Below are 26,426 nucleotides of genomic sequence, written 5' to 3'. Positions count from 1 at the left end.
CGGTGACCTTTCCTTAGGGGGCGACGGACAGGGCGTGCGCGGCCGAATCGAACAGTGCCACGAGCTCCTCGGCCGACGCCTGGTGGGCGGCGGCGCGTACGGGGCGGAGCTCGATGAGCGTCCTGGCCGAGGTGAGCCGGTCGCCCAAGTCGGGAAGGACCGACAGCCCCTGGGCGATTGCCTCAGATGGGTCACCGTCTTCCAGCAGGGCGCCAGCGAGCCGGGCGCGATAATAGGCGGCATTGCGTGGTGGGAGGTGGGCGCCCAGAACATCGTCGTAACGCGATACGGCTCGACTGGCCTGCTTAAGCCGTAGCCAGCCGTCCGCGTCGTGTCCGTCGACCTCCGCGCGGGTCACAAATGTGGTCCACGCCGGGTCGGCTAGATGGTCGCCGCGATCGAGTTCGCGGTGGGCGCTTTCGATAGAGGTCTTGAACGCGGTCTCATCACCGAGCTGGGCGTAGGCGGCTGCCTGGCGCAGAGAGATCAAAGCGTGCAGTCGCGGTGAAGGCTCGTGCCGGGCGGCCTCAGCGGCGCGGGTCGCGAAGCGCAGGCCTTCTCGTGCCACGCCTCGGGAGGAAGCCCCGGCACGGGCGAGATAGGTGGACTGCATGGCCAGGTTGACGAACACATGGGCGGTGAGCTCGCCTGCGCCGACGCTACCGGCCAGGAGGTTGGCCTCCCCGTACATCTGGCGCGCGATGTGCTGCTGCCCACCGTCGTAGGCGAACCACCCCGTGGTGATCGCCAACTCCGTCGTGACGGTGAGCAGCTCACGGCCGACCGCGTCGGTGTAGTCGCCTTCGTCCAGCATCCGTCGGGCCCACGCGTACTGACGAGCCGCCTGCCGGACGATCGCGCCACCGCCGAGGTCGCGATCCTGCCGCCGCAGCTCGTCGAGGCAGCAGCGCATGTAGCGGACATGTGCGGGTCCGACGCGGTTCGGTATCCGCGTCGGCGACAACGCCGTACCCAGGGCGGCCACTGCCGTCATCCGGGTGAAGGATCGGCGATCCATGTCCACCTCTCCCGCAGGTTCGACGTCCTCTTTCCCGTCCAGGGGCGTATCACGCTCACCCAGCAGCAGCGGCAACAGCGCCTCGCGCGGGACGCCGAGCGCGTCGGCGACGCGGAGAAGTTCACGAACGTCGTAGAGGGTGTCTCTCTTGCCGCGCTCGACCAGGGAGACGGTCGACTGCGACCAGCCCTCGACCAGCGCGGCAAGGTCGAGCTGCGACAGGTCGGCGCCAGTACGCAGGAGCGTCAAGAAGGCGCCGAGGTCACCGCGAGCCAGTGCTTCCCGAATCGGTGCCGAATCCCAGACCCAGACCGGGACGCGGGTCTCCGCCGCTCGCGTCGCCTGCAGGCACGACGCGCATACGGGGTCGGCGTTGTACCTGCTTAAGACAGTCAAGCGGCAGCTTGGGCACACGCGCCCGGCGGCGGCCATTCATACGCCCCTTCTTCGCCACGAGATAATGTCCGAACCAGCGTAGCCCCACCCCTGAACACCGACTATGCCAAAGTGTCATAGGCGTATCCGCCACCCTGAGCGAATTCCCGCATGAAACGCCTATTCGGTGGTCGGGTAGGTGCCGCTGCGGTTCCGCACCCTGACGCGGCCCATCAGGATGCGACGCATAGCCCCGTAGCTGCATTCGAATCGGTCAGCGACCTGCCGGATGCTCCATCCTTGGCCATACAGGCGTACGGCGTCCTCCACCATCCGTTGCCGTTCGGTGTCGCACTCGGGATCGGTGGCGAGTAGCTCGCGGACCGCTGTCCGGCTGTAGCGACGGTGGCCGCCCGGTGTGCGAAGTGGCGACAGCTTGCCCTCGCGAGCCCATCGGGCGATTGTCGTCGTGCGGACGCCGAGCAGTTCGGCAACCTCGCGTGGTTTGAGCATGTCGTTGGGTTCCTGGACGAACATGGGTCTTGGTCACATCCGTCCGCGTGAGAGCGATCCTGCGGACGAGGCTGTTGGGACGTCGATGACCGACCAGACCGTCTTACCGCCATGCTCTTCGAGCCGCCAGCCCCAGTCCTTGGAACAGGCCTTGATGAGGAGCAGGCCGCGTCCGTCCACACGGTCGACAGACTCCTGCTGGCGCTCCGGGGCCGCTTCGCTGCTGTCCCATACCTCGATCAGCACGTTGTCGGTCCGCCGGGAGACGGTGATCTGGAAGACTTCACCGAGCTTCGCGGCATTCGTCACCAGCTCGACGGCGATGACCAGGACGTTGTCGATGACGTCGCCGATGTCCCAGCCGGCGGATGCGAGCCGCACCAGCGTGCGGACCTGTTCGGCCGCGATCGGATGCGGCGGAAGAGGAAATCGACACGTCCGGCTCTTGGAGATCGCCAGCCGCATGGTCTTCTCTGTGGCGGCAACTCGTAGATCGCGCGACGCGCACACTGTGCCCTCCCGTGTGTCTTGCTCCTGGAGCCGTCTACATGCGGCTAGCGCAATCAGACGGCTATGTGGGCCTGAGACCTTGCCGGGAGGGCATCGCATCCCGCGACGCCGTTATGTCGTGCGATGCCGCGCACAGCCATTACGCATCAGAATAATCGAAGACTCGGGTAGACGTGAATCTACTAAACGGCCATAAAGTCGCCGAAATTGACAGAACGGTGAAACTCTGCCGGTATCCAGATTCTGTTAACGGCGATGATCGCCCGGCCGTTTCGTGTCGCTGTGCCGTACGAACGATGGATGGCTGATCATGTTGATCGATGCTCCTCTCCACCGCGGCGCAGAGGAAGCACAGCGGATGCTGAGACATCAACCCGCTGGGGGGCGGAGCCCCTCACATCGGGGATTCCAGGGGGTCGCCCCCTGGGCAACACTGTGGCTGACCATCACCGCCCGTACGGGCCCGCGCCGCACCCGGCGCGGGCTCGTCACTTTGCGTGACGCTTATCGTGTACGGATGAAGAGAGCTGTCTTCGCGCTCTGCGGCCTGGTCGTGGCCGCGCTGCTCGCCCCGGCCGGGCCGGCGGCGGCCGAGCCGCGCCCGCATTTCGTCGCGCTGAGCTCCGTCGACTCGACGATCATCCAGGACATCCGGTACGCCACGCCGCACAACTTCACCGGGCGGGTCGTCACCGGCTACCAGGCGCCGCTGTGCCTCCTGACCGTTCCGGCGGCGCGGGCCCTGCACCGGGTGCAACAGGGGCTCCTCCACCGCGGTTACTCGCTGAAGGTGTACGACTGCTACCGCCCGCAACGGGCCGTGGACCGGTTCGTGGCGTGGTCGGGCGACCCCGGCGACCACGCGATGAAGGCCGAGTTCTACCCCGAGGTCGACAAGTCCCGGCTGTTCGACGAGGGATACATCGCCCGCCGGTCGGGCCACAGCCGCGGCAGTACGGTCGACCTCTCGATCGTGAGGCTGCCGGCCACGCCCACCCGCCCGTACCGGCCGGGCGAGCACCTGACCTCCTGCTACGCGCCGAAGGCCCAGCGCTTCCCGGACGCCTCGATCGACATGGGCACCGGCTTCGACTGCTTCGACGAGCGCGCCCACACGCTGGACGGCCGCATCACCGGCACGGCCCACACGGACCGCCTGTGGCTGAAGCGCCTGATGGAGGGCGCGGGCTTCACCGGCATCCCGGAGGAGTGGTGGCACTTCACCTACCGGCAGGAGCCATACCCGGACACCTACTTCGACGTCCCCGTCTCCCCCACCGAAGCGGGTCGCTGAGCGTGGAGGATCTCGATCAGTGACTCGGTGGTCGGGGCGGTGGTCAGGCCGCCCTGAGCGATGCGGGCGTTGCCTCCGCCACCGCCGCCCAGCCGCCGGGTGGCGCTCTCGACCAGCGCGTCGGCGCGCAGGCGGTCGGCCAGGCTCGCCGGGACGCTGACCACCAGGGTGTTCTTCTCCCCCGAGGTGGTCCAGAGCACGACGACCCGGTCGCGTTCGCCGGCGGTGCGCCGAGCCTGCTCGCGCAGGGCGCCGACCGTGCCGCCCGCCTGGGCCAGCATGACCGGTACGTCGTCGACCGCGGTCTCGACCGCGTTCGCGAGCGTCGCGGTGTCGCGCGCCGTCTTCGGTGTCCTGGCCGCCGCCACGAGACGGCGTGCCGCGGGCACGACGTCCTTCGGTGACGTCCTCAGCGTGGCCGCCACGTCCGACAGCGCCGCCCCCTGCTCGATCGAGTGGTCCACCGCTCGCTGCCGCGTCACCGCGACGACGCGGCGGACTCCCGCCGCGACGCTCTGCTCAGAGACGATGCGGAACGAGCCGAGCTGTGACGTGTGCTCCACGTGCGTGCCGCCGCACAGCTCCTTGGAGAAGTCGCCGAACGACAGCACGCGTACCGCCTCGCCGTAGTCCTCGCCCTCCAGTGAGACGGCGCCGGACGCCTTCGCCTCCTCCGCGGGCATGACCTCGACGCGACGCGGCGCGTCGGTCAGGATCCACTCGTTGACCAGCCGCTCGACCGCGGCGAGTTCCTCGGGCGCCGGGGGGCCGGGGTGGGTGAAGTCGAACCGCAGCCGTCGCGGCTCGACCAGCGACCCCGCCTGGCGTACGTGCGGGCCCAGCACCGTGCGCAGGGCCGCGTTCAGCAGATGCGTCGCGGTGTGGTTCGCCGCCGTGTCCGCGCGGGAGGACGGGTCCACGGTCAGGGTCACCGTGTCGCCGACCCGCAGGACGCCCGACCGGACGCTCACGCGATGCAGGTGGCCGCCGCCGGCGTGCACGACGGTCTCGGTGACGTCGCCCAGCACCCCGTCGCGGCCGACGACGCGTACGGTGCCACGGTCGCCGACCTGCCCGCCGCCTTCGCCGTAGAAGGGCGTGCGGTCCACGATCAGGTCGGCGTCGGAACCGGCCGCGACCGCCTCTGCCGTGGTGCCGTCGGAGAACAGCGTCAGGACCGTGGCCTCGGCCGACAGGGTGTCGTAGCCGAGGAACTCCGTCGCCGGACGGCTCGCGATCGCGGCGGGCAGCACGTCGTCCACCCGGAGCCGCCGATCCGTCCTGGTGCCGCGGCTGAGCTCACGGTGCCGCCGCAGCGCCTCGTCGAACTCCTCGCGGTCGAGGCTCACGCCCCGCGCGGCGGCCAGGTCTCGGGTGATCTCCACTGGCAGTCCGTACGTCGCGAACAGGTGGAAGGCGTCCGTGCCGCTCACCCGGCCGTGCCGGGCGACGACCCGGTCGAGCTGGTCGAGGCCGCGCCGTACGGTGTCGCCGAACTCGTCGCGCTCCTCCGCGATCGCCGCCGTGACCGCCGCCTGCTCGGCGGCCATGCGCGGGTACGTCGGGCCGAGCGAGCGCACGACCGCGTCGACGATCGGTGCGACGTCGAGGCGTTCCCGGTGGCGGCCCATCGCCTGGGTCACGCACTTGCGGATGAGGCGGCGCGGGATGTAGCCGCGGCCCTCGTTGCCCGGCCGTACGCCGTCGGACATGATCGCGACGGCCGCGCGCAGGTGGTCGGCGATCACCCGGTGGTGGTGCAGGACCTCGCCGGTCTCGCCCAGGACGTCCTGGACCGTACGGACCAGCGGCGCGAACAGACTCGTGTCGTAGACGCTGTCGAGGCCGTTCAGCGCGAGTTCCATGCGTTCCAGGCCCGAGCCGGTGTCGACGCTGGTGAACGGCAGCGGCCGCAGCACCCCGTCCAGCCCCTTGTCGAACTGCATGAAGACGCCGGCGTTCCAGATCTCGATGTAGCGCCGCTTCGTGTCGAACACGCCGCCGGGCACGTAGGCGGGCCCGAACTCCTCGCCGGTGTCGAGGAAGACCTCCGTGCACGGCCCGCAGGGACCGCTCTGGCCGGCCGGACCCCAGAAGTTGTCCTCCGCGGGCAGCGCGACGATGCGGTCGCGCGGGACTCCGGCCCGCTCCCACGCGCGCGCTGACTCCTCGTCCGGCGGCAGGCCCAGCGCCTCGTCGCCGCCGAACACGCTGACGTAGAGACGCCGCGGGTCCAGGCCGAAGTCGCCGGTCAGCAGCGCGTACGCGAGGTCGACCGCGCGCTCCTTGAAGTAGTGACCGATCGACCAGCTGCCGAGCATCTCGAAGTAGGTGATGTGGTGGCGGTCGCCGACGTCGTCGATGTCCTTGGTGCGGACGCAGCCCTGGACGTCGCACAGGTCGGGCGCGGGCGGCACCTTCTCCCCGGTGAAGTACTTCTTCAGCGGTGCCATTCCGGAGTTGACGAACAGCAGCGTCGGATCGCCCACCGGCACGAGCGAGGCGCCCTCGATGCGCCGGTGACCGTTGCGTTCGAAGAAACGCAGAAAAGTCTCACGAATCGTGTCGCCGTCCGTCGCGGACACCGCACGGCCCTCCCTCCGGCGACCGGGAATCCGGCCGTCCAGGTCGTTCACGTCTTCGCGGCATCGTAGGAAGACGAGTCGTGAGGACACGAACGAATTTCCCGGCTCCGGCCGCTCTGGTCCGGCGCCGCGCGGGGTCCTACGGTGGCGATGTTCGCATGATCGGCGGCCGACGGGGGGAGCCCATGCCCGAGATCTCGTCCCTGCGTCCGGGGGACCCCCGGAAGCTCGGCCGTTACCGTCTGACGGGACGCCTCGGCGAGGGTGGTCAGGGTGTCGTCTACGCGGCGACCGCCCCGGACGGTTCCCGGGTGGCGCTGAAGGTCCTGCACACCGAGTGGGCGGCCGACGGACGGATGCGGGCGGGCCTGGCCAAGGAGGTGGCGGCGGCCCGGCGGGTGGCGCCGTTCTGCGTCGCCCAGGTGCTGGACGCGAACCTGGCGAAGTCTCCGCCGTTCGTCGTCACGGAGTTCGTCGACGGGCCCACGCTCCTGCAGTCGGTACGGGCCGAGGGTCCGCGGTCGGGTCCGGCGTTGCACCGGCTCGCGGTGGCCACCGCGACGGCGCTCGCCGCGATCCACGAGGCCGGCGTCGTGCACCGGGACTTCAAGCCGGCCAACGTGCTGCTCGGCACCGACGGGCCACGGGTGATCGACTTCGGCATCGCCCGTACGCTCGACGGCGGTCCCACCCTGACCGGCGGCATCGTCGGCACGCCGGCGTACATGGCGCCGGAGCAGTTCGAGGAGCGGACGATCGGGCCGGCGGCCGACGTGTTCGCCTGGGGCTGCGTGATGGTGTTCGCCGCGTCGGGCTCCTCGCCGTTCGGCGGGGACAGCATCGCCGCGATCAGCAACCGCGTCCTGCGGGGGAAGCCCGACCTCGGACCGCTGTCCGGGCCGCTGCGGGACCTCGTCCTGGCGTGCCTGGCCAAGGACGAGCGGGCGCGCCCGTCAATGCGCGACGTGCTGATCTGGCTCCTCGGCCGGCCGGACGCGGGACGGGCGCCGATCGGCGAGGCGCTCGCGGCGGGCCGCCGGACGTCCGTGCTGCCCGACGAGCAGCTGCCCGACACGGGCGCGCCGCCGCCCGGCACCGTACCGGGAGGGCCCACGGGCCGCCGCGGCCTGGCGCTCGCGGGCGCCGCCGTCGCGACGGCGGCCGTGATCACCGTGGGCGGCCTGGTGGTCTGGCCGGGCCTGCGCGGAAACGGCGCCGTCCGCAGGCCCACCCCGTCGCCGTCGGCCTCCGCGTCCGCGCTCTCCGGTGACACCGGTCAGCTGTCCCGTACGCCCCGCCTCGGCCTGGAGTTCTGGCAGGGCGGCGCCCAGGACGCCATGTCGTTCGCGCAGCGGGGCGACAAGGACGTCGTGACGGTCGCGATGAAGAGGGCGCCGTTCGAGCTGCGCTTCCCCCGACAGGCCAAGGACGTCTCCCTGGAGGTCTGCGCCTGGACCGACGACAGCGTCTTCAACCTCCAGGACGGCGCGTCGGTCGCGGAGAACCCCTGCTTCCGGCCCGGCACCGGGCTCGCGGACTACGAGTACGGCAGCGGCACGCTGTACCTGGACAACGAGGGCCACAACGAGTTCGTCGGCACGAGGGTCGCCCACCAGTCCGCCGGCCAGGACAAGGTCTACATCGCCCACACCTGGCGCGACCAGCAGGAGACGCCCCTGCAGCAGTGGCACGGCGACGTGTACCTGACGATCTTCATCGACAAGAACCAGGACGGGAGGGCCCGGCTCACCGGGCCCGCCGAGTACGAGTTCGTCGTCCTGCACTTCTGACAGGCCGGCAGGGCGCGCTCAGTCGTGCGGTCGGAACGCCACGCGCACACAGCCGTCCTTCTTGTGCTTGAACATGTCATAGCCGTGGGGCGCGTCGTCGAGCGACATCTCGTGGGTGGCCAGCTGGCTCGCGGAGAGTTCACCGCTCGCCATGCGCTTGAGCAGCATCGGGATGTAGCGGTGCCCGTGCTGCTGCGCCCCGGCGAGCACCAGGCCCTTGTTCATCAGTATGCCGAGCGGGAACCGGTCCACCATGCCGCCGAACACGCCGAGGACGAACACCGAACCGCCCTTGGCGCACACCTGGATCGCCTCGCGCACCGCGATGGGCCGGTCCTGCTGCATGTGGAGCTGCTGTTTGACCCGGTCGTAGGCGTACTGGCCGTCCGGGGCGCCGGTGGCCTCCATCCCGACCGCCTCGATGCACACGTCCGGGCCGCGTCCGCCCGTACGCTCGTGCAGGTCGGCCCGTACGTCAGTCTGGGAGAAGTCGATCGTCTCGACGTCCATGTACCGCTCGGCCATGGCGAGCCGCTCGGGCAGCCGGTCGATGACGATGACGCGTTCGGCGCCGAGGAGCTGCGCCGCGCGTGCCGCCATCTGGCCGACGCCGCCCGCGCCCCACACCGCGACGACGTCGCCGGGCTTCACGCCGCCCATGTGGGCGCCCATCCAGCCGGTCGGCGCCGCGTCGGAGGCGTACAGGGCGTCCAGGTCGCTGACGCCGTCGGGCACCGGGAAGGTGCCGAAGTCGGCGAACGGGACCCGGATGTACTCCGAATGGCTGCCCTTGAACCCGCCCATGGCATGGGAGTAGCCGTACACGCCGCCGGTCTCGAAGCCGAGCGTGTCCTGGGCCAGTTCCCAGTTGGGATTGGTGTTGTCGCACAGCGACCACAGGTCGTGCGTGCAGTACCAGCACCGGCCGCAGCCGATGAAGGAGCACACGACGACCCGCTCGCCGACCTTGCGGCGACGGACCCCGCGGCCGATGTCGACGATCTCCCCCATGAACTCGTGGCCGATCACGTCGCCCGCCTGCATGGTCGGGATGTAGCCGTTGATGAGGTGCAGGTCCGAGCCGCAGGTCGTGGTCAGCGTGACCTTGACGATCGCGTCCTGGTCATTGAGGATCTGCGGGTCCGGGACCCGTTCGACCGAGAGCCGGTTCACGCCCTCCCAGCACAGCGCCTTCACTGCCGGCCTCCTCGGCGGCCGGCGAACTCCAGGAGCTTGCCCGCCTGCGCGGCTTGCGCGGCGGCCGGCCACTCCCCGCGCAGCACCTCCCCCGTCTCGATGATCGCCTTGGCGTCGCGGAGCGCCTGTTCGACCATGCGCCGGGGATCCTCTTCGGGGTGCCGGGTGACCATTCCGGCGACCTTCGTACGCGGCAGGTCGCGCAGTCGCGCGCCGAGCTCGGTGCCGCGGTCCCCGGGCGCGGGAGCGATCTTGATGTCGACCGCGTCGCCGAGCCGGGTGATCGGCTCTGGGAGGTCGGCCCGGGAGGCCAGCCGCTGTGGCGAGCAGTTGACGGTCACCATGATCCAGCGGTTCTTGAGCTCGCGCTCCCGTGCGCTCGGCCGGTTGATCGCCCAGCGGGCGACGCCCATTCCGGCGGCCAGCAGTCCCAGTCCGCCGGCGACCCGCTTCATGTTCGAGGTCATGCCCGTCGGCATCGCCGTGGGCATCGTCATCCGGCCCGTCATCCGGCCCGCCATCCGGCCGGACATCCGCCGCGCCATGCGAGCGGGCATCCGGGTGGGTCTCCGCCCCATCATCTGACCGGGCATCCGCGCCGCCATGCGAGCGGGCATCCGGCCCATCATGCCGGTCGGCGTCCGGCCGGGCATGTACTCCGCCACACGTGCGGGCATCCGCGCCGCCATGGCCTGGGCGGCGGACATTCGCCCGTGGGTGGGAGCACTCATGCCCCGAGCCCGGTCGCCGAGCTCCTGACAGGCGCTGACGAGCGTTCGGGCCGAGTGCGCGAGCGGTCCGTCGCGCATGACTCGGCGTCTGGGTATTCTCTCGGCGGCGAAGCGCCACCCGCGGATCTGCTGCTGCATGCGTCGGCACCGTTCGTGTCGCTGGAATATCGCTTTGACCTGCGATGTGCCGTACCCGCGCCCACCAGCGCGTCATGCGCGACGCGCGGTCCGCGGACGAAGCTTTACCGCCGCCACGCCGCGCCTTGCCCTGTCCCTGGGATCAGGAGACCGCGCCGACTCCGGCCAGCACCCAGGACGTGCCGTCACCGGTCTCGCCGTGGACGCCGGGGTGCCATTCGGGCGCCGGCACGAGCCCGGGCGGCACCAGGTCCAGGCCGCCGAACAGGCGCTCGATCCGCTCCCGGGGTCGCAGCACGGCCGGGGCCGTGGAGTTCGCGTAGGCGGCCGTTATCGTCGCGACCTTGTCCTCCCGCTGCCCGGTGCCGGTGATCGTCGAGATGACCACCCGGCTGCCCGGCGGCACCGCCTCGGCGAACCTGCGGACGAGCCCGGCGGCCTCCTCGTCGTCGGGCACGAACTGCAGCACCGAGACGAACAGCACCGCGACCGGCTCGTCGAAGTCGATCAGTGCCTTGAGCCGGGGATCGCCGAGGATCGCGTCCGGCTCCCGCATGTCCGCCCCGATGAACGCGGTCTGGTCGTCCGTGGCCAGCATCGCCTCACCGTGGGCGAGCACGATCGGATCGTTGTCGACGTACACGACGCGCGCCCCGGACGCGACCTCCTGCGCGACCTCGTGCACGTTGCCCTCGGTGGGCAGGCCGGTGCCGAGGTCGACGAACTGCCGGATGCCGGTCTCCAGCGTCAGATGGCGGACCACGCGGCGCAGGAAGGCGCGGTTCTCCCGCGCGACCTGCCGACCCTCGGGCATGACCGCCAGGATCGACTCGGCGGCCTCGCGGTCGACGGCGAAGTTGTCCTTGCCGCCGAGGTAGTAGTTGTAAAGGCGCGCGGGGCTCGGCCTGCTGACGTCGGCCGTCCGTGGCTCCGGCCGATCCTGCGGCTCCGGCACGGCGCGCTCCTCCCGAATGATCGTCGAAGCATCGTATCCACGGAGAATCCGCGCCACACCGTGAATGCCGGGAAGCGCCCAGCGACCGCTGGAATACGACGTCCCGTACCCATCGAAGCCTTTACTCCCCGTTGTCCGATTATGGGTGTCGATTCGTCAGGGAACGCCCATAACGTCAGTTACTAATCATCGGGATGCCGCCGTATTTCACGATCCGTGGGGAGGCCGAATGAACGCCTGGCTCCGGCTCCATCTACGGAGGCGCCCGAGAAGGGACGATTCCCGGCCGCCCGCGCGCGATGGGCGCCTCGATCACGCCGACGCCGGACGCCCGCCGGCGCCGAAGGACCAGCGGCAGGCGAAGACGGTGCGCGAGCTGGGGATCGCCGGAGCCGTCCTCCGGGCGGTGGAGCGGCGAGCGGCCGGCCGCCGCGTACGGCGGGCGCGCGTACGCGCCGGCGCCCTGCTCCGCATCAGCGGCCCCGCCCTGAACCAGGCGTTCATCGCGGTGTCCGACGGCACCGTGGCGGACGGCGCGCACCTCGACGTGGTCGTCGAGCCGGTACGGCTCGGCTGCCGGTCGTGCGGACGCGTCGTGACCTCCGACCGGATCCTCGCCACCTGCTCCGGCTGCGGCAGCACCCGGCTGGACCTGCACAGCGGCGACGGGCTCGTACTGGAGTCCGTGGAGTTCACCGAGTCCGAGCGGAGACACGAGCCGTCGGCCTGAACGCGGCACTCACGTCCGGCGGCGTGCCTCGTCCGGCTTCGGCGTCCGCGGGCCGGCTCACAGCACCAGGTTCAGCAGCATGATGAGCACGATGGAGACGACCGAGATGATCGTCTCCATGATCGACCACGTCTTGATGGTCTGGCCCACGCTCAGCCCGTAGAACTCCTTGACGAGCCAGAAGCCGGCGTCGTTGACGTGGGAGAAGAACAGCGACCCCGAACCGATGGCCAGGACCAGCAGGGCCGTGTGCGATGAGCTCATGCCGGTGGCGAGCGGGGCCACGATGCCGGCCGCCGAGATGGTGGCGACGGTGGCCGAGCCGGTCGCGAGCCGGATGCCGACCGCGACCAGCCAGCCGAGCAGCAGCGCGGAGATGCTCGCGCCGTTCGCGGCCTGGGTGATCGCCTTGCCGACACCGGCGTCGATCAGGGTCTGCTTGAAGCCGCCGCCGGCGGCCACGATGAGCATCACGCTCGCGATGGGCGGCAGGGACTCGGCGACGATGGCGGAGATGCGCTCCTTGTCGAACCCCGCCGGCACGCCCAGCGTGAACATGCCCACGATGACCGCGACGAACAGGGCGAACAGCGGCGTGCCGATCGCGTCGAGGGCGGTACGGACGGCGCCGTCGTCCAGCCAGACGTCGGCGACGGCCTTGGCGAGCATGAGCACGACGGGAAGCAGGACGGTGCCGACCGTGAGCCCGAACCCGGGCCGCCTCCGGTCCGCCTCCTCCTCGCCGCCCTCGTCGTCGTCCATCAGGCCGGCGGGCGGCTCGGCGTGCACCCAGCGTGAGGCGACCCGCCCGAACAGCGGCCCGGCGATGATCACGGTGGGGACGGCGACGAGCAGTCCGAGGGCGAGGGTGACGCCGAGGTCGGCCTTGACCGTGCTGATCGCGACGAGCGGGCCGGGGTGCGGCGGCACCAGGCCGTGCAGCACGGACAGACCGGCGAGCGCCGGGATGCCGAGCAGCATGAGCGGCCGCCCGGAGCGCCGCGCGACGAGCAGGACGACGGGCACGAGCAGGACCAGGCCGATCTCGAAGAACATCGGCAGCCCGATCAGCACGGCGATGAGGGTCATCGCCCAGGGCAGCAATCGCGCGCCGGACTTGGCGAGGATGGTGTCGACGATCTGGTCCGCCCCGCCGGACTCGGCGAGCAGCTTGCCGAGCATCGCCCCGAGGGCGATGAGGACGCCGACGCTGGCGACGACGTCGCCCACGCCCTTGCTGAAGCTGGTGATCATGTTTTCGAGGGACATGCCGGCGACGGCACCGAGCGCTCCGGACCCCAGCGCCAGCGCGAGGAACGGATGGACCTTCAACTGCGTGATCAGTACGACGATGACGGCGACACCGATGACGGCTGCCACGATCAGCCGGGTGTCGTGGCCGTTCCAGGAGGACGCGGCCAGCGCGGGACCAGCGAGCGCTGTCATGGGGGCTCTCTTCCTGTCGTGAGGCTGGTGGGGGTTCGAGGGGGTCATCCCTTGGACAGGCGGAGTACGACACCGGCGGCGCTCGGGAAACGATCACAGCGTCCATCCTCACTCCTCTACCGACAAACCGCCAGGTACCAGGCTTTCCTCGCTTTCCCTCATCGACGCGGTTCAGTCATCGCGTTCACCGGTGGCTGAGGTAGGTGAGGACGGCGAGGACGCGGCGGTGGCCGCGGTCGGTCGGCGAGAGGCCGAGCTTGGCGAAGATGTTGCCGATGTGCTTGTGCACGGCGTTCTCGGTGATCACGAGCCGGGCGGCGATCGTGGTGTTGTCCTTTCCCTCCGCCATGAGGGCGAGCACCTGGCGTTCGCGTGGCGTGAGGCCGGCGATCGGGTCGCGGGCGGAACGCGTGAGGAGCTGCGCGATCACTTCGGGGTCCATGACGGTGCCGCCGGCGGCGACCCGCCGCAGCGCGTCGACGAACTCGCTCACCCGGCTCACCCGGTCCTTGAGGAGGTAGCCGACGCCGCCGCGTTCATCGGAGATCAGCTCGCCGGCGTACTGCTGCTCCACGTACTGGGAGAGCACGAGCACCGGCAGGCCGGGGTGCCGGCGGCGGGCCTGGAGGGCGGCGTGGATGCCCTCGTCGCGGAAGGACGGCGGTAGCCGTACGTCGACGATGGTGAGGTCCGGCCGGTGTTCGTCGACGGCGTCGATGAAGCCGGGGGCGTCCTGGGCGATCGCGGCGACGTGGAAGCCCCTGGCGGTCAGCAGGAGCTCCAGCCCGCTGGACAGCAGGACGTTGTCCTCGGCGATCACGATGCGCATGGCAGGCTCACCGTGATCGTGGTCGGGCCGCCGGCCGGGCTGTGGATCTGGATGGTGCCGTCGAGTGCCAGGACGCGGCGGCGGATCCCGGCGATGCCGGTGCCCCGCGTCTCGTCGGCGCCGCCGATCCCGTCGTCGGCGACCTCGATCGCCAGCCGGTCGCCGGCGCGCGCGACGCGGACGGCGGCCCGGGTGGCCTGACCGTGCTTGGCGGCGTTGGTGAGCGTCTCGGCGACGGTGAAGTAGGCCACGGCCTCGACCGCGGGCGGGATCGTGCCGAGGTCGCCGACATCGAGGGTGGTGTCGATCGCCGATCGGGTTCCGAGCGCGGTCAGCGCCCCGGCGAGGCCGCGGTCGGCGAGGATCGGCGGGTAGATCGTCCGGATCACCGCACGCAGCTCCGCCATGGCCTCCTCGGTACCCTCATGCGCTTCCCGCAGGAGCCGGCCCACCAACTCCGGGTCCTCCCCCAGCGACTCACGGGCCGCGCCCAGCCGCATGGCGATGGCCACCAGCCGAGCCTGGGTGCCGTCGTGCAGGTCACGTTCGATCCGGCGGAGTTCCGCGCCGTGCGCGTTCATGGCGCCGGTCCGCGTCTCGGTCAGCGTCTCCACCCGCCGCGCCAGCCTCTCGGTGGCCGAGGGGGACAGCAGCGCGACACAGATCCGGGCGTGCAGGCGCGCCAGCGGCGGAACCAGCCAGTAGGTCAGGGCCGCGAAGACGACGAACTGCCCGGTCCCCAGGGTCAACGCCGTACCCCACCCGGACAGGGGGACACCGGCGAAGAAGCCGCCCGCGGGGGTGCCGGCGGGCAACGCCCACCACAGCGGCACCGTGACGGCCGTGGCCACCGCGTTGCCGGCGCACATCACCACGACGAGCCCGAACGCCAGACTGGTCACGATGTACGTGCCCAGCCACCCGAGGACCCGCCACGTACCGACACGGACGGGACCAGAACGCGAGAAGAGCAGCAACCGGTCGGCGCGGCGACGATGCCAGGACGCCCAGGCACGGGCCATCGTGGGGACGAGGAGTACGGGCAGCGCGAACAGGGCGACCGGAGCGGTGAGCAGGCTTCCCAGCAGGTAGCCCAGACCGCGCCACATCGCCGAAAGCCGGCCGACCCCGTGGTGCTTCATTCGCCCAAGTCTGAGCCATGGCGACCGAGCCCGGCACTACAGCCTGCTACCTCCTTTTCCCACTGGTCAGCGGTATCGTCCGCCGCGCCCCGCCCGGCCTAGCGTCGCTGCCCATGACGAGATCATCCACCCGGCGGCGCGGCCGCTCCATCCCGCGGAACCTGGCCCTGACCGCCATCGTGGCCGGGGCCCTCTCCACCGGCTGCGCGTCCGGCGCGAGCGCGGCCCGGCAGCACGACGGCCAGGCTCGGCTCCAGCGCGACACCGACGCGATCACCGCACTCGGCGTGACGGGGGTGCAGGCCCGCCTGATCGGCCCTGACGGCCGGAACCTGACCGCCACCAGCGGCGTCGCCGACCGGACGACCCGGCGGCCGGTCCCCCCGGACGGCTACTTCCGGATCGCCAGCACCACCAAGACGTTCGTCGCCACCGTGATCCTGCAACTGGCCGGCGACGGCAGGCTCTCCCTGGACGACACGGTCGAACGATGGCTGCCCGGCGTGGTGTCCGGGAACGGCAACGACGGCCATGCGATCACCATCCGCCAGCTGCTCCAGCACACCAGCGGCATCCACGACGACTACCCCGACTACACCTCGGCGGAGGACTTCCACCGGCACCGATACGACACCTACACACCCGAGCAGACCGTCGCACGGGCGATGCGCCACCGGCCGGACTTCCGCTCCGGCACGGACTGGAGTTACTGCAACACCGGCTACGTCCTGCTCGGCATGGTCGTCCACCGGGTCACCGGACACCCCTGGCACGAGGAGGTACGGGATCGGATCGTCCGGCCGCTCGGCCTCCGGCACACCTTCTGGCCGGGTACCTCACCCGAGCTGCCCCGGCCACACGCCGAGACGTACCAGAGCTTCGCGCCCGGCGAGCCACCCGTGGACGTCACCGAGCAGATCGGCCAGGGCACCAATGGAGAGGCCGGGCTCGTCTCCACGACCGCCGATCTCAACCGATTCCTCCGTGCCCTGCTCGGCGGCCGACTCCTGCGCCCGGCGCAGCTGGCGCAGATGAAACACACCATGCCGGTCAGCGAGGAGTTCCAGAAGCTCATGCCGGGCGCCCGTGACGGGCTGGGGGTCTTCTCCCGCCCCCTGTCGTGCGGCGGGGTGTACTGGGGCCACGAGGGCGGCGATTCCGGCTGGATCACCGCCGACGGTGTCACCGCCGACGGCCGGCGCGCCGTCACGGCGTCGCTGTCGGGCGTGTTCGCCGCATCATCGGACGACGTCCTGCGCGTGGAACAGGCCGAGAGCAAGCTGATCGACGACGCCCTGTGCGCGGCCCCGGACGACGGCCCCGAGCGGCGTTGAAGCCGCCTGGGACGCCAGAGAAGATTAATTGTGACGTAACGGGCGAAGTTGTTTACTCCTGGCGCTCTTGACGGCGAACACCGCGCCAGCGGACAGTAGAAGAGATCGCACATTGTGCACTTCTGCGGTCGATTCGGAATGCGATGGCGCATTTATCGCCAGCCGGATAACTCGGTCCGCGGCCGGTCGCTCGGAGATGTGACCGCGCAAACCCGAGGGCAGGAGACGCCGCATCCCGGTGGCGCGGGGATGCGGCGTCGGCGACCCTGCCCGCCGCGGCCGCATGGCCGGCCGGCGCGAGGGAAGAGAGTTCCCGTGGGCGATCGGGAGAGCCTCCCGGTCGCCCATTTCGTGTGCCCGGAGATCCCGCGGCCGTTGGCATATACCCCCTGGGGGTAATAACATCGCCGGGGACCACGTCATCGGCCGGGAAGGGGCGCAATGGGCGCGATCGGGCATGCTCTGGCGATAGCGGGGTCGATGGCCTGGGAGATCCTGTGGGCGCTGATCCTCGGCTTCGCGCTGTCGGCGGTCGTGCAGGCCGTCGTACGGCGATCGACGATCGTCCGGCTGCTCGGCGACGACCGGCCGGGCACGCTCATCGTCGCGACCGGCCTCGGCGCCGCGTCCTCCTCCTGCTCGTACGCCGCCGTCGCGCTGGCGCGTTCGCTGTTCCGCAAGGGGGCGAGCTTCACGGCCGCGATGGCGTTCGAGATCGCCTCGACCAACCTGGTGATCGAGCTGGGCATCGTGCTGGCGCTGCTGATGGGCTGGGAGTTCACCGCGGCGGAGTTCGTCGGCGGGCCCGTCATGATCGTGGCCATCGCGCTGCTGTTCCGCCTGTTCCTGCGCGAACGCCTGCTGCGGGAGGCGCGTCACCAGGCCGAACGCGGCGTCGCCGGGTCGATGGAGGGGCACGCGGCGATGGACATGGCGGTGCGCCGGGAGGGGTCGTTCTGGCGGCGGCTGTTCTCCAGGGAGGCGTTCACGGCGGTCTCCCACGTGTTCGTGATGGAGTGGGCGGCCATCCTGCGGGACCTGGTCGTCGGGCTGCTCGTCGCCGGCGCCGTCGCCGCATGGGTGCCCGACTCGTTCTGGCGCCACTTCTTCCTCAGCGGGCATCCGACGGCGGCCGCCCTCTGGGGTCCGCTCGTCGGGCCGCTGGTCGCCGTCGTCAGCTTCGTCTGCTCGATCGGCAACGTCCCGCTCGCCGCGGTGCTGTGGAACGGCGGCATCAGCTTCGGCGGGGTGATCGCCTTCATCTTCGGCGACCTGATCATCCTGCCGATCATCAACATCTACCGGAAGTACTACGGGATCCGGATGGCCCTGTTCGTCACCGCGACGTTCTACGCCGCCATGGTCGCCGCCGGATACGTCGTCGAGCTGGTCTTCGGCACGACCGGGCTCGTCCCGGAGAGACGTCACGCGGCCGTGATGGCGGCGCACGTCTCCTGGAACTACACGACCTGGCTCAACATCGCCTTCCTGGCCATCACCGCCATCCTTGTTGCCCGTTTCGTCCGTACGGGCGGCGTGCCGATGCTTACCATGATGGGCGGCGACCCCGAAAAGGACCAGACTGCCCACCATCACGGGTAGCCGGCACGCTCACCCGCTCCAACCGGCTTCGCGACGCCGGCTGTCATGGCTGAGGAGAACCGTCAGCCGTTACATCCGCACGAACAGCCTTTGGGGCAGGAGCAGCCCGAGCCGTGACCACATGAGCAGTTGCGCATGTCCCGATCGTGCGCCGTGGTCACCCTGACGGGCAAGGAAGACTATGGTCACCTCCGCGTCGACATGCGCTACCGAACGACCGTTGCGGATGAGACTTGTCTGCCTTCCGGATGCAACCCAATCGATACGCGCGGAGTCCAAGGGCGGCAGGATCGGACCCGATGACGGAGGCGTGAGGCTAGATGGGCACCGGTGAGCCGCGGTTCGGCGTGCTCGGCCCGTTGGTGATCGAAGTGGACGGGCGGCCCGTGCCGCCGCCCGGGTCCGCGGTGGTCCGCGGGCTGCTCGGCGTGTTGCTGCTCGCGGGGAGACGCCCGCTGACGACCGAGCAGCTGATCGAGCTCGTGTGGGCCGACCGGGCGGACCGTACCGGCCGCGGATCGGTGCAGGCCGCGGTCTCGCGCCTGCGCGACTGGCTGAGCCGGCTGCCGGGTGACACACCGCCGGTCGAGTACGACGGCGCGGGCTACCGGCTGGTCGTGCCCGCCGAGGCCGTGGACATCGGCCGGTTCCGCGCGCTGGCGCGGAGCGCCTCGGCCACCGACGACCCGTCGGTGCGGTGCGAGCTGCTGGAGTCCGCCCTGGACCTGCGGCGGGGGCCCGTCCTGGCCGATCTCGACCGGGCCGGGTCGCTCATCCGCGAGGCCGACGCCGGTGTCCGCCGGGCCGCCGTGGCGTTCGCCGAGGCCGCCATCGCGGCGGGCCGGCCCGGCTCCGCGGTGGCGCGGGTCGACGCCCTGGCGGACGAACATCCGCTGGACGAGGAGCTCCAGGCGAGCCTGATCGAGCTGCTGTCGATCGCCGGGCGGCCGGCCGACGCTCTGCGGCGCTACCAGCGGGTGCGGGAGCGGATCATCGACGAGATGGGCGTCGAGCCGGGTGCCCGCGTCCAGCGCGCGTACCTCACCGTGCTCGCCCGGGACCGCGACCACGGACCCGGACCGCTCGTGGAGACCGCGCTGCCGCCGCCCGCCCAGCTGCCGTCCGCGATCGCCGACTTCATCGGCCGGGAGGCGCACGTCTTCCTGCTGGTCCGGGTGCTCAGGCAGGCCACCATGCCGGTGGTGATCTCGGGGATGGGCGGCGTCGGCAAGACCGCGCTGGCCGTGCACGCCGCGCATCGTGTGGCCGAACGGTTCCCCGACGGGCAGCTGTACGCCGACCTGGGCGCCGAACGCGCCGAGCCGGCGAGCCCGGCCCGGGTGCTCGGCGGGTTCCTCACCGCGCTCGGCATCGCGGCGCACGCGGTCCCGGAGTCGCTGGAGGAGCGCAGCGCGCTGTTCCGGAGCCTGCTCGCCGGCCGGCGGATCCTCATCGTGCTCGACAACGCGGCCAGTGAACGCCAGATACGCCCGCTGTTGCCCGGATCGCCGGGCTCGGCGGTGATCGTGACCAGCCGGGCCCACCTGACCGGGCTGGAGTCGGTCCGGCGGATCGAGCTGGACGTGTTCGACTCCGGCGAGGCGACCGCCCTGCTGGCCCGGATCGCCGGTCAGGACCGCGTCGAGGCCGAGCCGGAGGTCGCCGCGGAGATCGCCCGGCTCTGCGCGTACGTGCCGCTGGCCGTGCGGATCGCCGGCGCGCGGCTGGCCGGCCGCCGCCGTTGGAGCCTCGGCCATCTGGCCGCGATCCTCGGCGACCAGCACCGGCGGCTCGACGAGCTGTCCGCCGGCGACCTCGCGGTCCGCGCCGGTTTCTCGGTCGCCTACGCGCGGCTGCCCGACGGCGCTCGTGCCCTGTTCCGGCGGCTCGGCCTGCTGGACGTGGGCGACGTGGCGGGCTGGGTGGCCGCCGCGATGCTGGACGCCTCGGTGGAGGAGGCACAGGAGCACCTCGAGACGCTCGTCGACGCCCGGCTCCTCGACGTCGCCGGCGCCGACCCGACCGGACGGCTCCGCTACCGCTTCCACGACCTGCTGCGCCTGTACGCCCGCGAGCGGTGCTACGAAGAGGAGCCGGACACCTGGCGCGAGGCGCTGACCAGGGCCTTCAGCGCGTGGCTCGCCATGGCCGAGCGCGCCGCCGAGCACGTGCCGGGCCCCTGCTACGCGGCCGTCCACGGCACCGCGCCCCGGTGGCCGCTGCCGACGACGATCACCGCGGCGGCGCTGCGCGACCCGGCCGCCTGGTTCGACGCCGAATGGCCGGCGCTGGTGGCCGCGGTGGGCCAGGCATGCGACCTCGGTCTCGACGAGTTCGCCTGGGACCTGGCCGGATGCCTGGAGAAGTACTTCGACGTCCGGGTCATGACGGCGGAGTGGCAGGCGGTCCACGAACGCGCCCTGCGACTCTGCCGCTCCACCGGCAACCGGCTCGGCGAGGCCGTGCTGACCCGCGGACTGGTCGAGCTGACGACCTGGATCTCGTCCTCGCGGTCGGGCACGGCAATGGCCACGCTGCACGAACGGTCGCAGCGTTTCCTGACGATGTTCGAGGAGCTGGGCGAGCCACGCGGCGTGGCCGACGCGCTGGTGAACTGCGCCTGGGCGCTCGTGGCCGGGGGTGACACGGACGAGGCCCTGGCGGTGGCCGGCCGCGCGCTGGAGCTCGCGCGCGACCACGACCACCTCGGCGGGCAGGCACGCGCGCGCCAGGTGATGGGCGTCGCCTGCGGACACGCGCGCGCCGAAGCCGCCATCGAGCACCTGACCCACGCGCTGCAGCTCGCTCGCGAACTGGGCAACCCGCGCTTCGAGGCCACCGCGATGCAGTTCCTGGGCGCCGCGCACTGCGCGGCCGGCCGGCTCGACAGCGGGCACGACCTGCTCGTCGCGTCGCTCACCATGTGCCACGCGCGCGGCGACCGCTACGCGGAGGCGTTCTCGCTGCTCTACCTGGCCAAGCTGTACGCCGCGCTGGAGGATCCCCGCGCGCGGCCGGCCGCCGAGGCGGTCCTGTCGGTCAGCCGCCGGCTCGGCATGCCGCACCACCTGGCCGACGCCCTGAGGGTCCTCGGCGACCTGGACCTGGCCGCCGGGCGGTACGCCTCGGCGACGCTCCGGCTGGAGGAGTCGGTGCAGATCTGGCGGAGCCGCGGCTGGACCTCCTTCCTCTCCGAGACGCTGCGCAGCCTCGGCCGCGCCCACGCGGGGACCGGCGACACGACGGCCGCCGTGCGAGCGTGGGCGGAGGCCCGCACCCTGTTCGAGGAGCTGGCCGACACGGCCGGGGCCGCGGAGGTCACCGCGCTGCTGGAGAAGGCCGGCGCGACGCTGTAGGCGCGCCCCTGCGACCGGTGCACGCGGCCCGCCCCGCGGCGGGCCGCGTGCCCGGTGTTCGCTCCCCCGCCGGTCAGGACGTCGCGGCCAGGTGGTCGCGCAGCCCGGCGCCGAACGGCGTGGCGGTGCCGTTGTAGTCGCTGATCAGCGACGGGCCGGAAGAGCAGTCCCAGGTGTTCCAGGTCCAGCCGAGGTAGCCGACGCCGTGGGCGTCCGCCCAGTTCATGACGGTGTCGATGAACCCGTGCCCGCAGTCGTTCTCACCGATCTCACTGAGCGTCAGCGGCACCTTCGCCGCCACCGGAGCGAGCTGGGAGTCGAAGCACGACGTGTTGGAGCAGGTGTTGAAGTTGTACAGGTGCGCGAACGCCGCGAGGTTGTGCCGCGGATCCGACGGCTCGTACGCGAGCCACTGGGTCAGGTCGTTGGAGTAGGCCAGCCCGCCGACGAGGACGACGTTGTCCGCGCCGGTCGCGCGTACCGCGTCGACCAGCGACTGGAACCCGGCGACCTGGTACGGGATGCCGGCGCACGTGCCGCCGTCGCGCCAGCAGGTCCAGCCCGAGGTCTCGTCGCCGGTCGCCCGCTCCGGGTAGGGCTCGTTGAACAGGTCGAACACGACCGCGGTGTCGCCCTTGAAGGCACCCGCGACGCCGGTCCAGAACGCCGGGGCGTACTGCGCGTCCGGCATCGGCTTCTGGCAGGTCGCGTTCACGTCCGAGCAGCCGGAGGACGGGCCGGTGTAGGTGCCGTGGCTCCAGTGCATCTCGACGATCGGCGTGATGCCGTGCGCCTCCAGCCGGGAGACGAAGCCCTCGACCTCGCTCTGGTACGCCGCGCCGCCGTACCGGGAGTCGACGTCGCTCAGGCCGAGCCAGCAGTCCTCGTTGAGCGGGATCCGCACCGCGGTGATGTGCCAGGCGGCCATCGCCGCGATGGACGCGTCGTCGACCGGGCCGTCCCAGAAGCCGTAGCCCTGCACGCACATGAACTCCCCGCCGGACCGGTTCGCGCCGCGGAGCCGTACGGTGGCGCCGGCGGCGTCGACCAGGTGGTTCCCGGACACGTGCAGCTTGGGCGCGGTCGTGTTCCCGCCACCGCCGCCCGCGGTCACGTGCACGGCGGCGGAGGTCGCCGAGGCGCCGGCCGCGTCATAGGCACGGGCGGTGAGCGTGTGGGCGCCGGCCGGGACGCCGGCCCAGGTGTAGGCGTACGGGCTGGTCGTGTCGGTGCCGAGCAGCGTCGAGCCGTCGTAGAACTCCACCTTGGCGATCGAGCCGCCCGTCTCGGTGGCGGTCGCCGCGATCGGCAGGTCCGCTCCCGCGGCGACGGTGGCGCCGTCCGCCGGGGTGGTGATGCCGACCTGTGGCGTGGCGCCGCCGCCGTCCCCTCCCCCACAGGTGGTTCCGTTGACCGCGAACGACGCGGGAGCCGCGTTGGTCCCGCTGTAGCTGAAGTTCGCGCCGATCTGGGTGCTCGCGCCGGTGGCGAGCGTGCGGTTCCAGGACGCGCCGGTCACCGTCACCGTCCGGCCCGACTGGCTCCAGTCGCCGCTCCAGCCCTGGGTGAGCGTCTGGTTCCCGGTGTAGGCGTAGGTCAGCGTCCAGCCGTCGAGCCGGTCGCCGAGGTTGTGCAGGGTGATGGAGGCGGTGAAACCGGAGCCCCAGTCGTTCACCGTGTAGTCCACCGCGCAGCGCACGGCGGCGTACGCGGGGCTCGCGCCGGTGGCCAGGACGCCGCCGAAGGCGCCCAGGGCGAGCGCGAGGATCGCGGAGATCACGCGTCGGGATCGCATTGGCCACTCCAAGGGGCGAGTCGCAATGGGAGCGCTCCCACATGCCGCCACGACGGTAACTTGACCCCTTACTTCAAGAAAAGTGGCTTTCACCGGCATTCACGGAAACCTTGCGGGCGCGGCCTTCTTCGGCAATTGTTAGGGAGGCTCCCAATCAAACGTGGTGACGGTCAGCCTGGAGGATCGGACCCGGAAGGTACGGTTATCTATGGTCAGGACATCTTTGATCATGGTGGCGCTCGCGGGAACGATCACCGCGGCGGCCGCGACGCCGCCTCGCGTCGCCACCGCGGCCCCACCGCCCGCCGCCGTCATCGCGCCCGGCCCCGGCACCGCACCGCTCACCTCCGGCTGGCGCATCCAGTCCTCGTCCGTCGCCGGGACCTCCGGGGCGCAGATCTCCCGCCCGGACTACTCCGCGACCGGCTGGCTGCCGCTCTCCCAGCCCCAGACCCTGATGGCGGGCCTGGTGGAGAACGGCCGGTACCCGAACGTCTTCTTCTCCGACCGGCTCAAGAGCGTGCCGAAGGACCAGTTCAACGTGAACTGGTGGTACCGCGACCAGCTCACCGTGCACCCGCGGGCCGGCGGCCGGACGTACCTGATCATGAACGGGGTGCTGGGCACCGCGGACCTGTGGGTCAACGGCACCAAGGTGGCCGACCGCACGCAACTGCAGGGCGCCTACTCGCGGTTCGAGTACGACGTCACGCCCTACGTCCACGACGGTGCCAACGCGATCGCGCTCGACGTCGCCAAGAACGACCCGAAGACCTACCTCACCGACAGCCAGCTCGACTGGAACCCGCACGCGCCCGACGAGGGCACGGGCCTGCGCTTCGCACCGCAACTCGCCCAGGCCGGGCCGATCTCGCTGCGCGACGTCCACGTCGTGCAGAACAACGCCAAGGACCTCAGCAGCTCCGACCTCACCGTGAAGGCCGACCTGCGCAACGACACCTCCACGGCCCAGCGCGGCGAGCTGGACGCCACCATCACGCACGGCGCGACGCGCGTACGGGTGACCACCACCGCGGACGTGCCGGCGCGAAGTACGCGCACGGTCACGCTCTCCCCCGCCGACCACCGGCAGCTCCACCTGTCCCACCCGGCGATCTGGTGGCCGTACCAGCTCGGCGGCCAGCCGATGTACCACCTCGACGCCGCCGTACGGACCGGCGGCCAGGAGTCCGACCGGTACGGCGAGGACTTCGGCATCCGCACCGTGACGTCCTCGCTCACGCCGGTCACGCAGGGCAAGACCCACGCGCCCCACGGCTACCGGCGGTTCGTGATCAACGGGGTGCCGCTGGTGATCCGGGGCGGCGGATGGTCGCCCGACATGTTCATGCGCTACTCGCCGCAGAACATCCGCGACCAGCTCGCGTACGTCAAGAACCTCGGCCTGAACACCATCCGGTTCGAGGGCAACCTGCCCCCGGATGACATGTTCGCCCAGATGGACCGCGCCGGGATCCTCGCCATGACCGGCTGGCAGTGCTGCGACCGGTGGGAGGACCCCATCGCCAAGTGGCCGGACGCCCTCCGGGCGAACGCGGCCAACCAGGCCACCCGCGTCGCGTCCTGGCTGCGGAACCACCCGAGCGTCTTCACCTGGTTCCAGGGCAGCGACGAGGCGCCGGAGGCGGCCAAGGAGGCGATCTACCTCAAGGCGTTCGCGGACGCGAACTGGCAGACGCCACAGGTGGCCTCGGCGGAGTACAAGAGCTCACCGAAGCTCGGCCCGTCCGGCGCCAAGGAGGGCCCGTACAACTACGTGCCGCCGGGCTACTGGTGGGCGAACGGCCCCGAGACGGCGGGCAGCGACCCGAGCTTCACCAACGCCGGCAGCGCCTGGGGGTACGACACCGAGACCAGTGCGGGCAACACCGTGCCGACGCAGGACTCGCTCAACCGCTTCCTGACGCCCGCCGACCAGGCGAAGATCTGGGACCTGTCCACGACGAAGGGACCGGGCACCGGGCCGGACCTGTTCCACGTCGCCGCCTCGTTCAACACCTACACGAAGACCGCGCGGATGGGGCAGTACAACACTCCGCTGTGGAACCGCTACGGCTCCTGGTCCGACATGGCCTCGTACCAGAAGATCGCGCAGATGGGCGGGTACGAGGTGACGCGGGCGCAGTTCGAGGCCTACCTCGCGCGCTCGGGCGATCCGGCCAACCCCAGCCCCGGCGTCATCTACTGGATGCTGAACAAGGCGTGGCCGTCGCTGCACTGGAACATCTACAACTACGACTTCGACCAGCCGGGCGTGTACTTCGGCGCGCTCAAGGCCGGCGAACCGGTGCACATCATGTACGACTACGCCGACGGCTCGGTGAAGGTCTCCAACGTGACCCGCTCCCGGCAGGACGGCCTGACCGCGTCCTCGCGCGTCATCGACCTGAACGGCGCGGTCCGCGACGAGCGGCGGGTCGCCGTCTCCGGCCTCGCCTCACAGGGCGTGCAGACCGTGCTGACGCCGAAGGTGCCGGCGCAGACCTCGCAGACCTACTTCCTCGAGCTCACACTGAGCAAGGGCGGCCGTACGGTGAGCCGGAACGTCTACTGGCTGTCCACGAAGCCGGACAAGGTCGACTGGGCCAAGACGGTCGGCCAGGGCTACGGGGCCACGTTCCAGCCCGCCGGGTACGCCGATCTCACCGGCCTGCAGAAGCTCCCGGCGGCGACCGTCGCGGCGTCGGCGTCGACCCGCCGGGAGGGCGCCGACGCGGTCACCACGGTCACGATCCGCAACACCGGCAAGGCGCCGACCGTCTTCACCCGCGCCGACGTACGGCGGGGCGCGGGCGACGGCCGGGCGGCGAACGGCGACAACCAGGTGCTGCCGATCACCTGGAGCGACAACTACGTGACGCTGTGGCCGGGCCAGAGCCAGACGCTGACCGCGCGCTACCGCGCCGCGGACCTGCGCGGCGCGCATCCGGTCGTCAGCCTCACCGGCCGCAACCTGCCCGACCGGACGATCGCCGCCGGCCGTTAGGGCCTGTCTCAAAGCCCCGCTGTCCTACTGCGCGGCGCGGACTTTGAGACAGGCCCAAGGACCTGTCGCGAGAAGCCGT

Annotated in this window: 18 protein-coding genes; 7 read left to right on the top strand and 11 right to left on the bottom strand. The window is 71.1% G+C overall.

Translation table 11 applies throughout. The features are described from left to right. Nucleotides 1-13 precede the first annotated feature (13 nt). The 3 genes from QSK37_RS35495 to QSK37_RS35485 all read right to left on the bottom strand — a co-directional run bounded on the left by QSK37_RS35495 (nt 14) and on the right by QSK37_RS35485 (nt 2,371). The gene (locus QSK37_RS35495; RefSeq protein ID WP_285629704.1) at nt 14-1,450 is read right to left on the bottom strand and encodes a helix-turn-helix domain-containing protein; all 1,437 of its coding nucleotides are present in this window, start codon (nt 1,448-1,450) and stop codon (nt 14-16) included. Between the two features lie 123 nt (nt 1,451-1,573). Further along, nucleotides 1,574-1,930 (bottom strand): helix-turn-helix domain-containing protein, encoded by a 357-nt coding sequence (locus QSK37_RS51885; RefSeq protein WP_285629703.1) that lies wholly within the window; start codon nt 1,928-1,930, stop codon nt 1,574-1,576. Nucleotides 1,931-1,939: 9 nt separating this feature from the next. Next, the gene (locus QSK37_RS35485) at nt 1,940-2,371 is read right to left on the bottom strand and encodes an ATP-binding protein (protein ID WP_285629702.1); all 432 of its coding nucleotides are present in this window, start codon (nt 2,369-2,371) and stop codon (nt 1,940-1,942) included. 562 nt (nt 2,372-2,933) lie between these two features. Here QSK37_RS35485 and QSK37_RS35480 point away from each other — a divergent pair. Continuing rightward, on the top strand, nt 2,934-3,710 hold the full coding sequence (locus tag QSK37_RS35480) for a M15 family metallopeptidase (RefSeq protein ID WP_285629701.1): 777 nt from the start codon (nt 2,934-2,936) through the stop codon (nt 3,708-3,710). On the opposite strand, the gene alaS is transcribed toward QSK37_RS35480, so the two are convergent. Next, nucleotides 3,668-6,295 carry an alanine--tRNA ligase gene (gene alaS / locus QSK37_RS35475; RefSeq protein WP_285629700.1) on the bottom strand — a complete coding sequence of 876 codons (2,628 nt, stop codon included), beginning with the start codon at nt 6,293-6,295 and terminating at the stop codon, nt 3,668-3,670. The genes QSK37_RS35480 and alaS overlap by 43 nt on opposite strands. 185 nt (nt 6,296-6,480) lie before the next feature. Here alaS and QSK37_RS35470 point away from each other — a divergent pair, with 185 nt between their 5' ends. After that, nucleotides 6,481-8,085: a serine/threonine-protein kinase gene (locus QSK37_RS35470; RefSeq protein ID WP_285629699.1), complete on the top strand. Its 1,605-nt coding sequence runs from the start codon at nt 6,481-6,483 to the stop codon at nt 8,083-8,085. Between the two features lie 18 nt (nt 8,086-8,103). Here the strand turns inward: QSK37_RS35470 and QSK37_RS35465 are convergent, their stop codons facing one another. From QSK37_RS35465 to QSK37_RS35455, 3 genes are all read right to left on the bottom strand, one after another. After that, nucleotides 8,104-9,282, bottom strand: coding sequence for a zinc-dependent alcohol dehydrogenase (locus QSK37_RS35465; protein WP_285584711.1), 1,179 nt, complete (start codon nt 9,280-9,282; stop codon nt 8,104-8,106). Next, nucleotides 9,279-9,989, bottom strand: a complete 711-nt coding sequence (locus tag QSK37_RS35460) for a hypothetical protein (protein ID WP_285629698.1) — start codon at nt 9,987-9,989, stop codon at nt 9,279-9,281. Before QSK37_RS35460 ends, QSK37_RS35465 begins: the two co-directional genes overlap by 4 nt. A 304-nt stretch (nt 9,990-10,293) precedes the next feature. Beyond that, nucleotides 10,294-11,106 (bottom strand): SAM-dependent methyltransferase, encoded by an 813-nt coding sequence (locus QSK37_RS35455; RefSeq protein WP_285629697.1) that lies wholly within the window; start codon nt 11,104-11,106, stop codon nt 10,294-10,296. Nucleotides 11,107-11,335: 229 nt separating this feature from the next. On the opposite strand from QSK37_RS35455, the gene QSK37_RS35450 reads away from it, so the two are divergent. Then, on the top strand, nt 11,336-11,836 hold the full coding sequence (locus QSK37_RS35450) for a hydrogenase maturation nickel metallochaperone HypA/HybF (protein ID WP_285629696.1): 501 nt from the start codon (nt 11,336-11,338) through the stop codon (nt 11,834-11,836). 57 nt (nt 11,837-11,893) lie between these two features. On the opposite strand, the gene QSK37_RS35445 is transcribed toward QSK37_RS35450, so the two are convergent. The 3 genes from QSK37_RS35445 to QSK37_RS35435 form a co-directional block, all read right to left on the bottom strand. Beyond that, the gene (locus tag QSK37_RS35445) at nt 11,894-13,282 is read right to left on the bottom strand and encodes a GntT/GntP/DsdX family permease (protein WP_285629695.1); all 1,389 of its coding nucleotides are present in this window, start codon (nt 13,280-13,282) and stop codon (nt 11,894-11,896) included. Nucleotides 13,283-13,466: 184 nt separating this feature from the next. Further along, nucleotides 13,467-14,111 (bottom strand): LuxR C-terminal-related transcriptional regulator, encoded by a 645-nt coding sequence (locus QSK37_RS35440; protein WP_285629694.1) that lies wholly within the window; start codon nt 14,109-14,111, stop codon nt 13,467-13,469. After that, the gene (locus QSK37_RS35435; protein WP_285629693.1) at nt 14,099-15,253 is read right to left on the bottom strand and encodes a sensor histidine kinase; all 1,155 of its coding nucleotides are present in this window, start codon (nt 15,251-15,253) and stop codon (nt 14,099-14,101) included. The genes QSK37_RS35440 and QSK37_RS35435 overlap by 13 nt, the downstream gene beginning before the upstream one ends. Before the next feature lie 113 nt (nt 15,254-15,366). Between QSK37_RS35435 and QSK37_RS35430 the strand changes: the two genes are divergently transcribed. The 3 genes from QSK37_RS35430 to QSK37_RS35420 all read left to right on the top strand — a co-directional run bounded on the left by QSK37_RS35430 (nt 15,367) and on the right by QSK37_RS35420 (nt 21,545). Then, nucleotides 15,367-16,587, top strand: a complete 1,221-nt coding sequence (locus QSK37_RS35430) for a serine hydrolase domain-containing protein (RefSeq protein ID WP_285629692.1) — start codon at nt 15,367-15,369, stop codon at nt 16,585-16,587. 441 nt (nt 16,588-17,028) lie between these two features. Next, nucleotides 17,029-18,189, top strand: coding sequence for a permease (locus QSK37_RS35425; RefSeq protein WP_285629691.1), 1,161 nt, complete (start codon nt 17,029-17,031; stop codon nt 18,187-18,189). Nucleotides 18,190-18,509: 320 nt separating this feature from the next. Then, entirely contained in the window at nt 18,510-21,545 is a 3,036-nt protein-coding gene (locus QSK37_RS35420; RefSeq protein ID WP_285629690.1) for an ATP-binding protein, read from the top strand. 73 nt (nt 21,546-21,618) lie between these two features. Here the strand turns inward: QSK37_RS35420 and QSK37_RS35415 are convergent, their stop codons facing one another. Then, complete coding sequence (locus QSK37_RS35415; protein ID WP_285629689.1) at nt 21,619-23,340, bottom strand: cellulose binding domain-containing protein; 1,722 nt, start codon at nt 23,338-23,340, stop codon at nt 21,619-21,621. Nucleotides 23,341-23,548: 208 nt separating this feature from the next. On the opposite strand from QSK37_RS35415, the gene QSK37_RS35410 reads away from it, so the two are divergent. Next, nucleotides 23,549-26,347, top strand: coding sequence for a glycoside hydrolase family 2 protein (locus tag QSK37_RS35410; protein ID WP_285629688.1), 2,799 nt, complete (start codon nt 23,549-23,551; stop codon nt 26,345-26,347). Nucleotides 26,348-26,426: the final 79 nt, after the last annotated feature.

Origin of the sequence: Actinoallomurus iriomotensis (assembly GCF_030269445.1) — a bacterium.
GTDB classification, from domain to species: Bacteria; Actinomycetota; Actinomycetes; order Streptosporangiales; family Streptosporangiaceae; genus Actinoallomurus; species Actinoallomurus iriomotensis.
The sequence above is the reverse complement of the archived record's forward strand: the minus strand, read 5'-3'. Positions and strand labels throughout refer to the sequence as shown.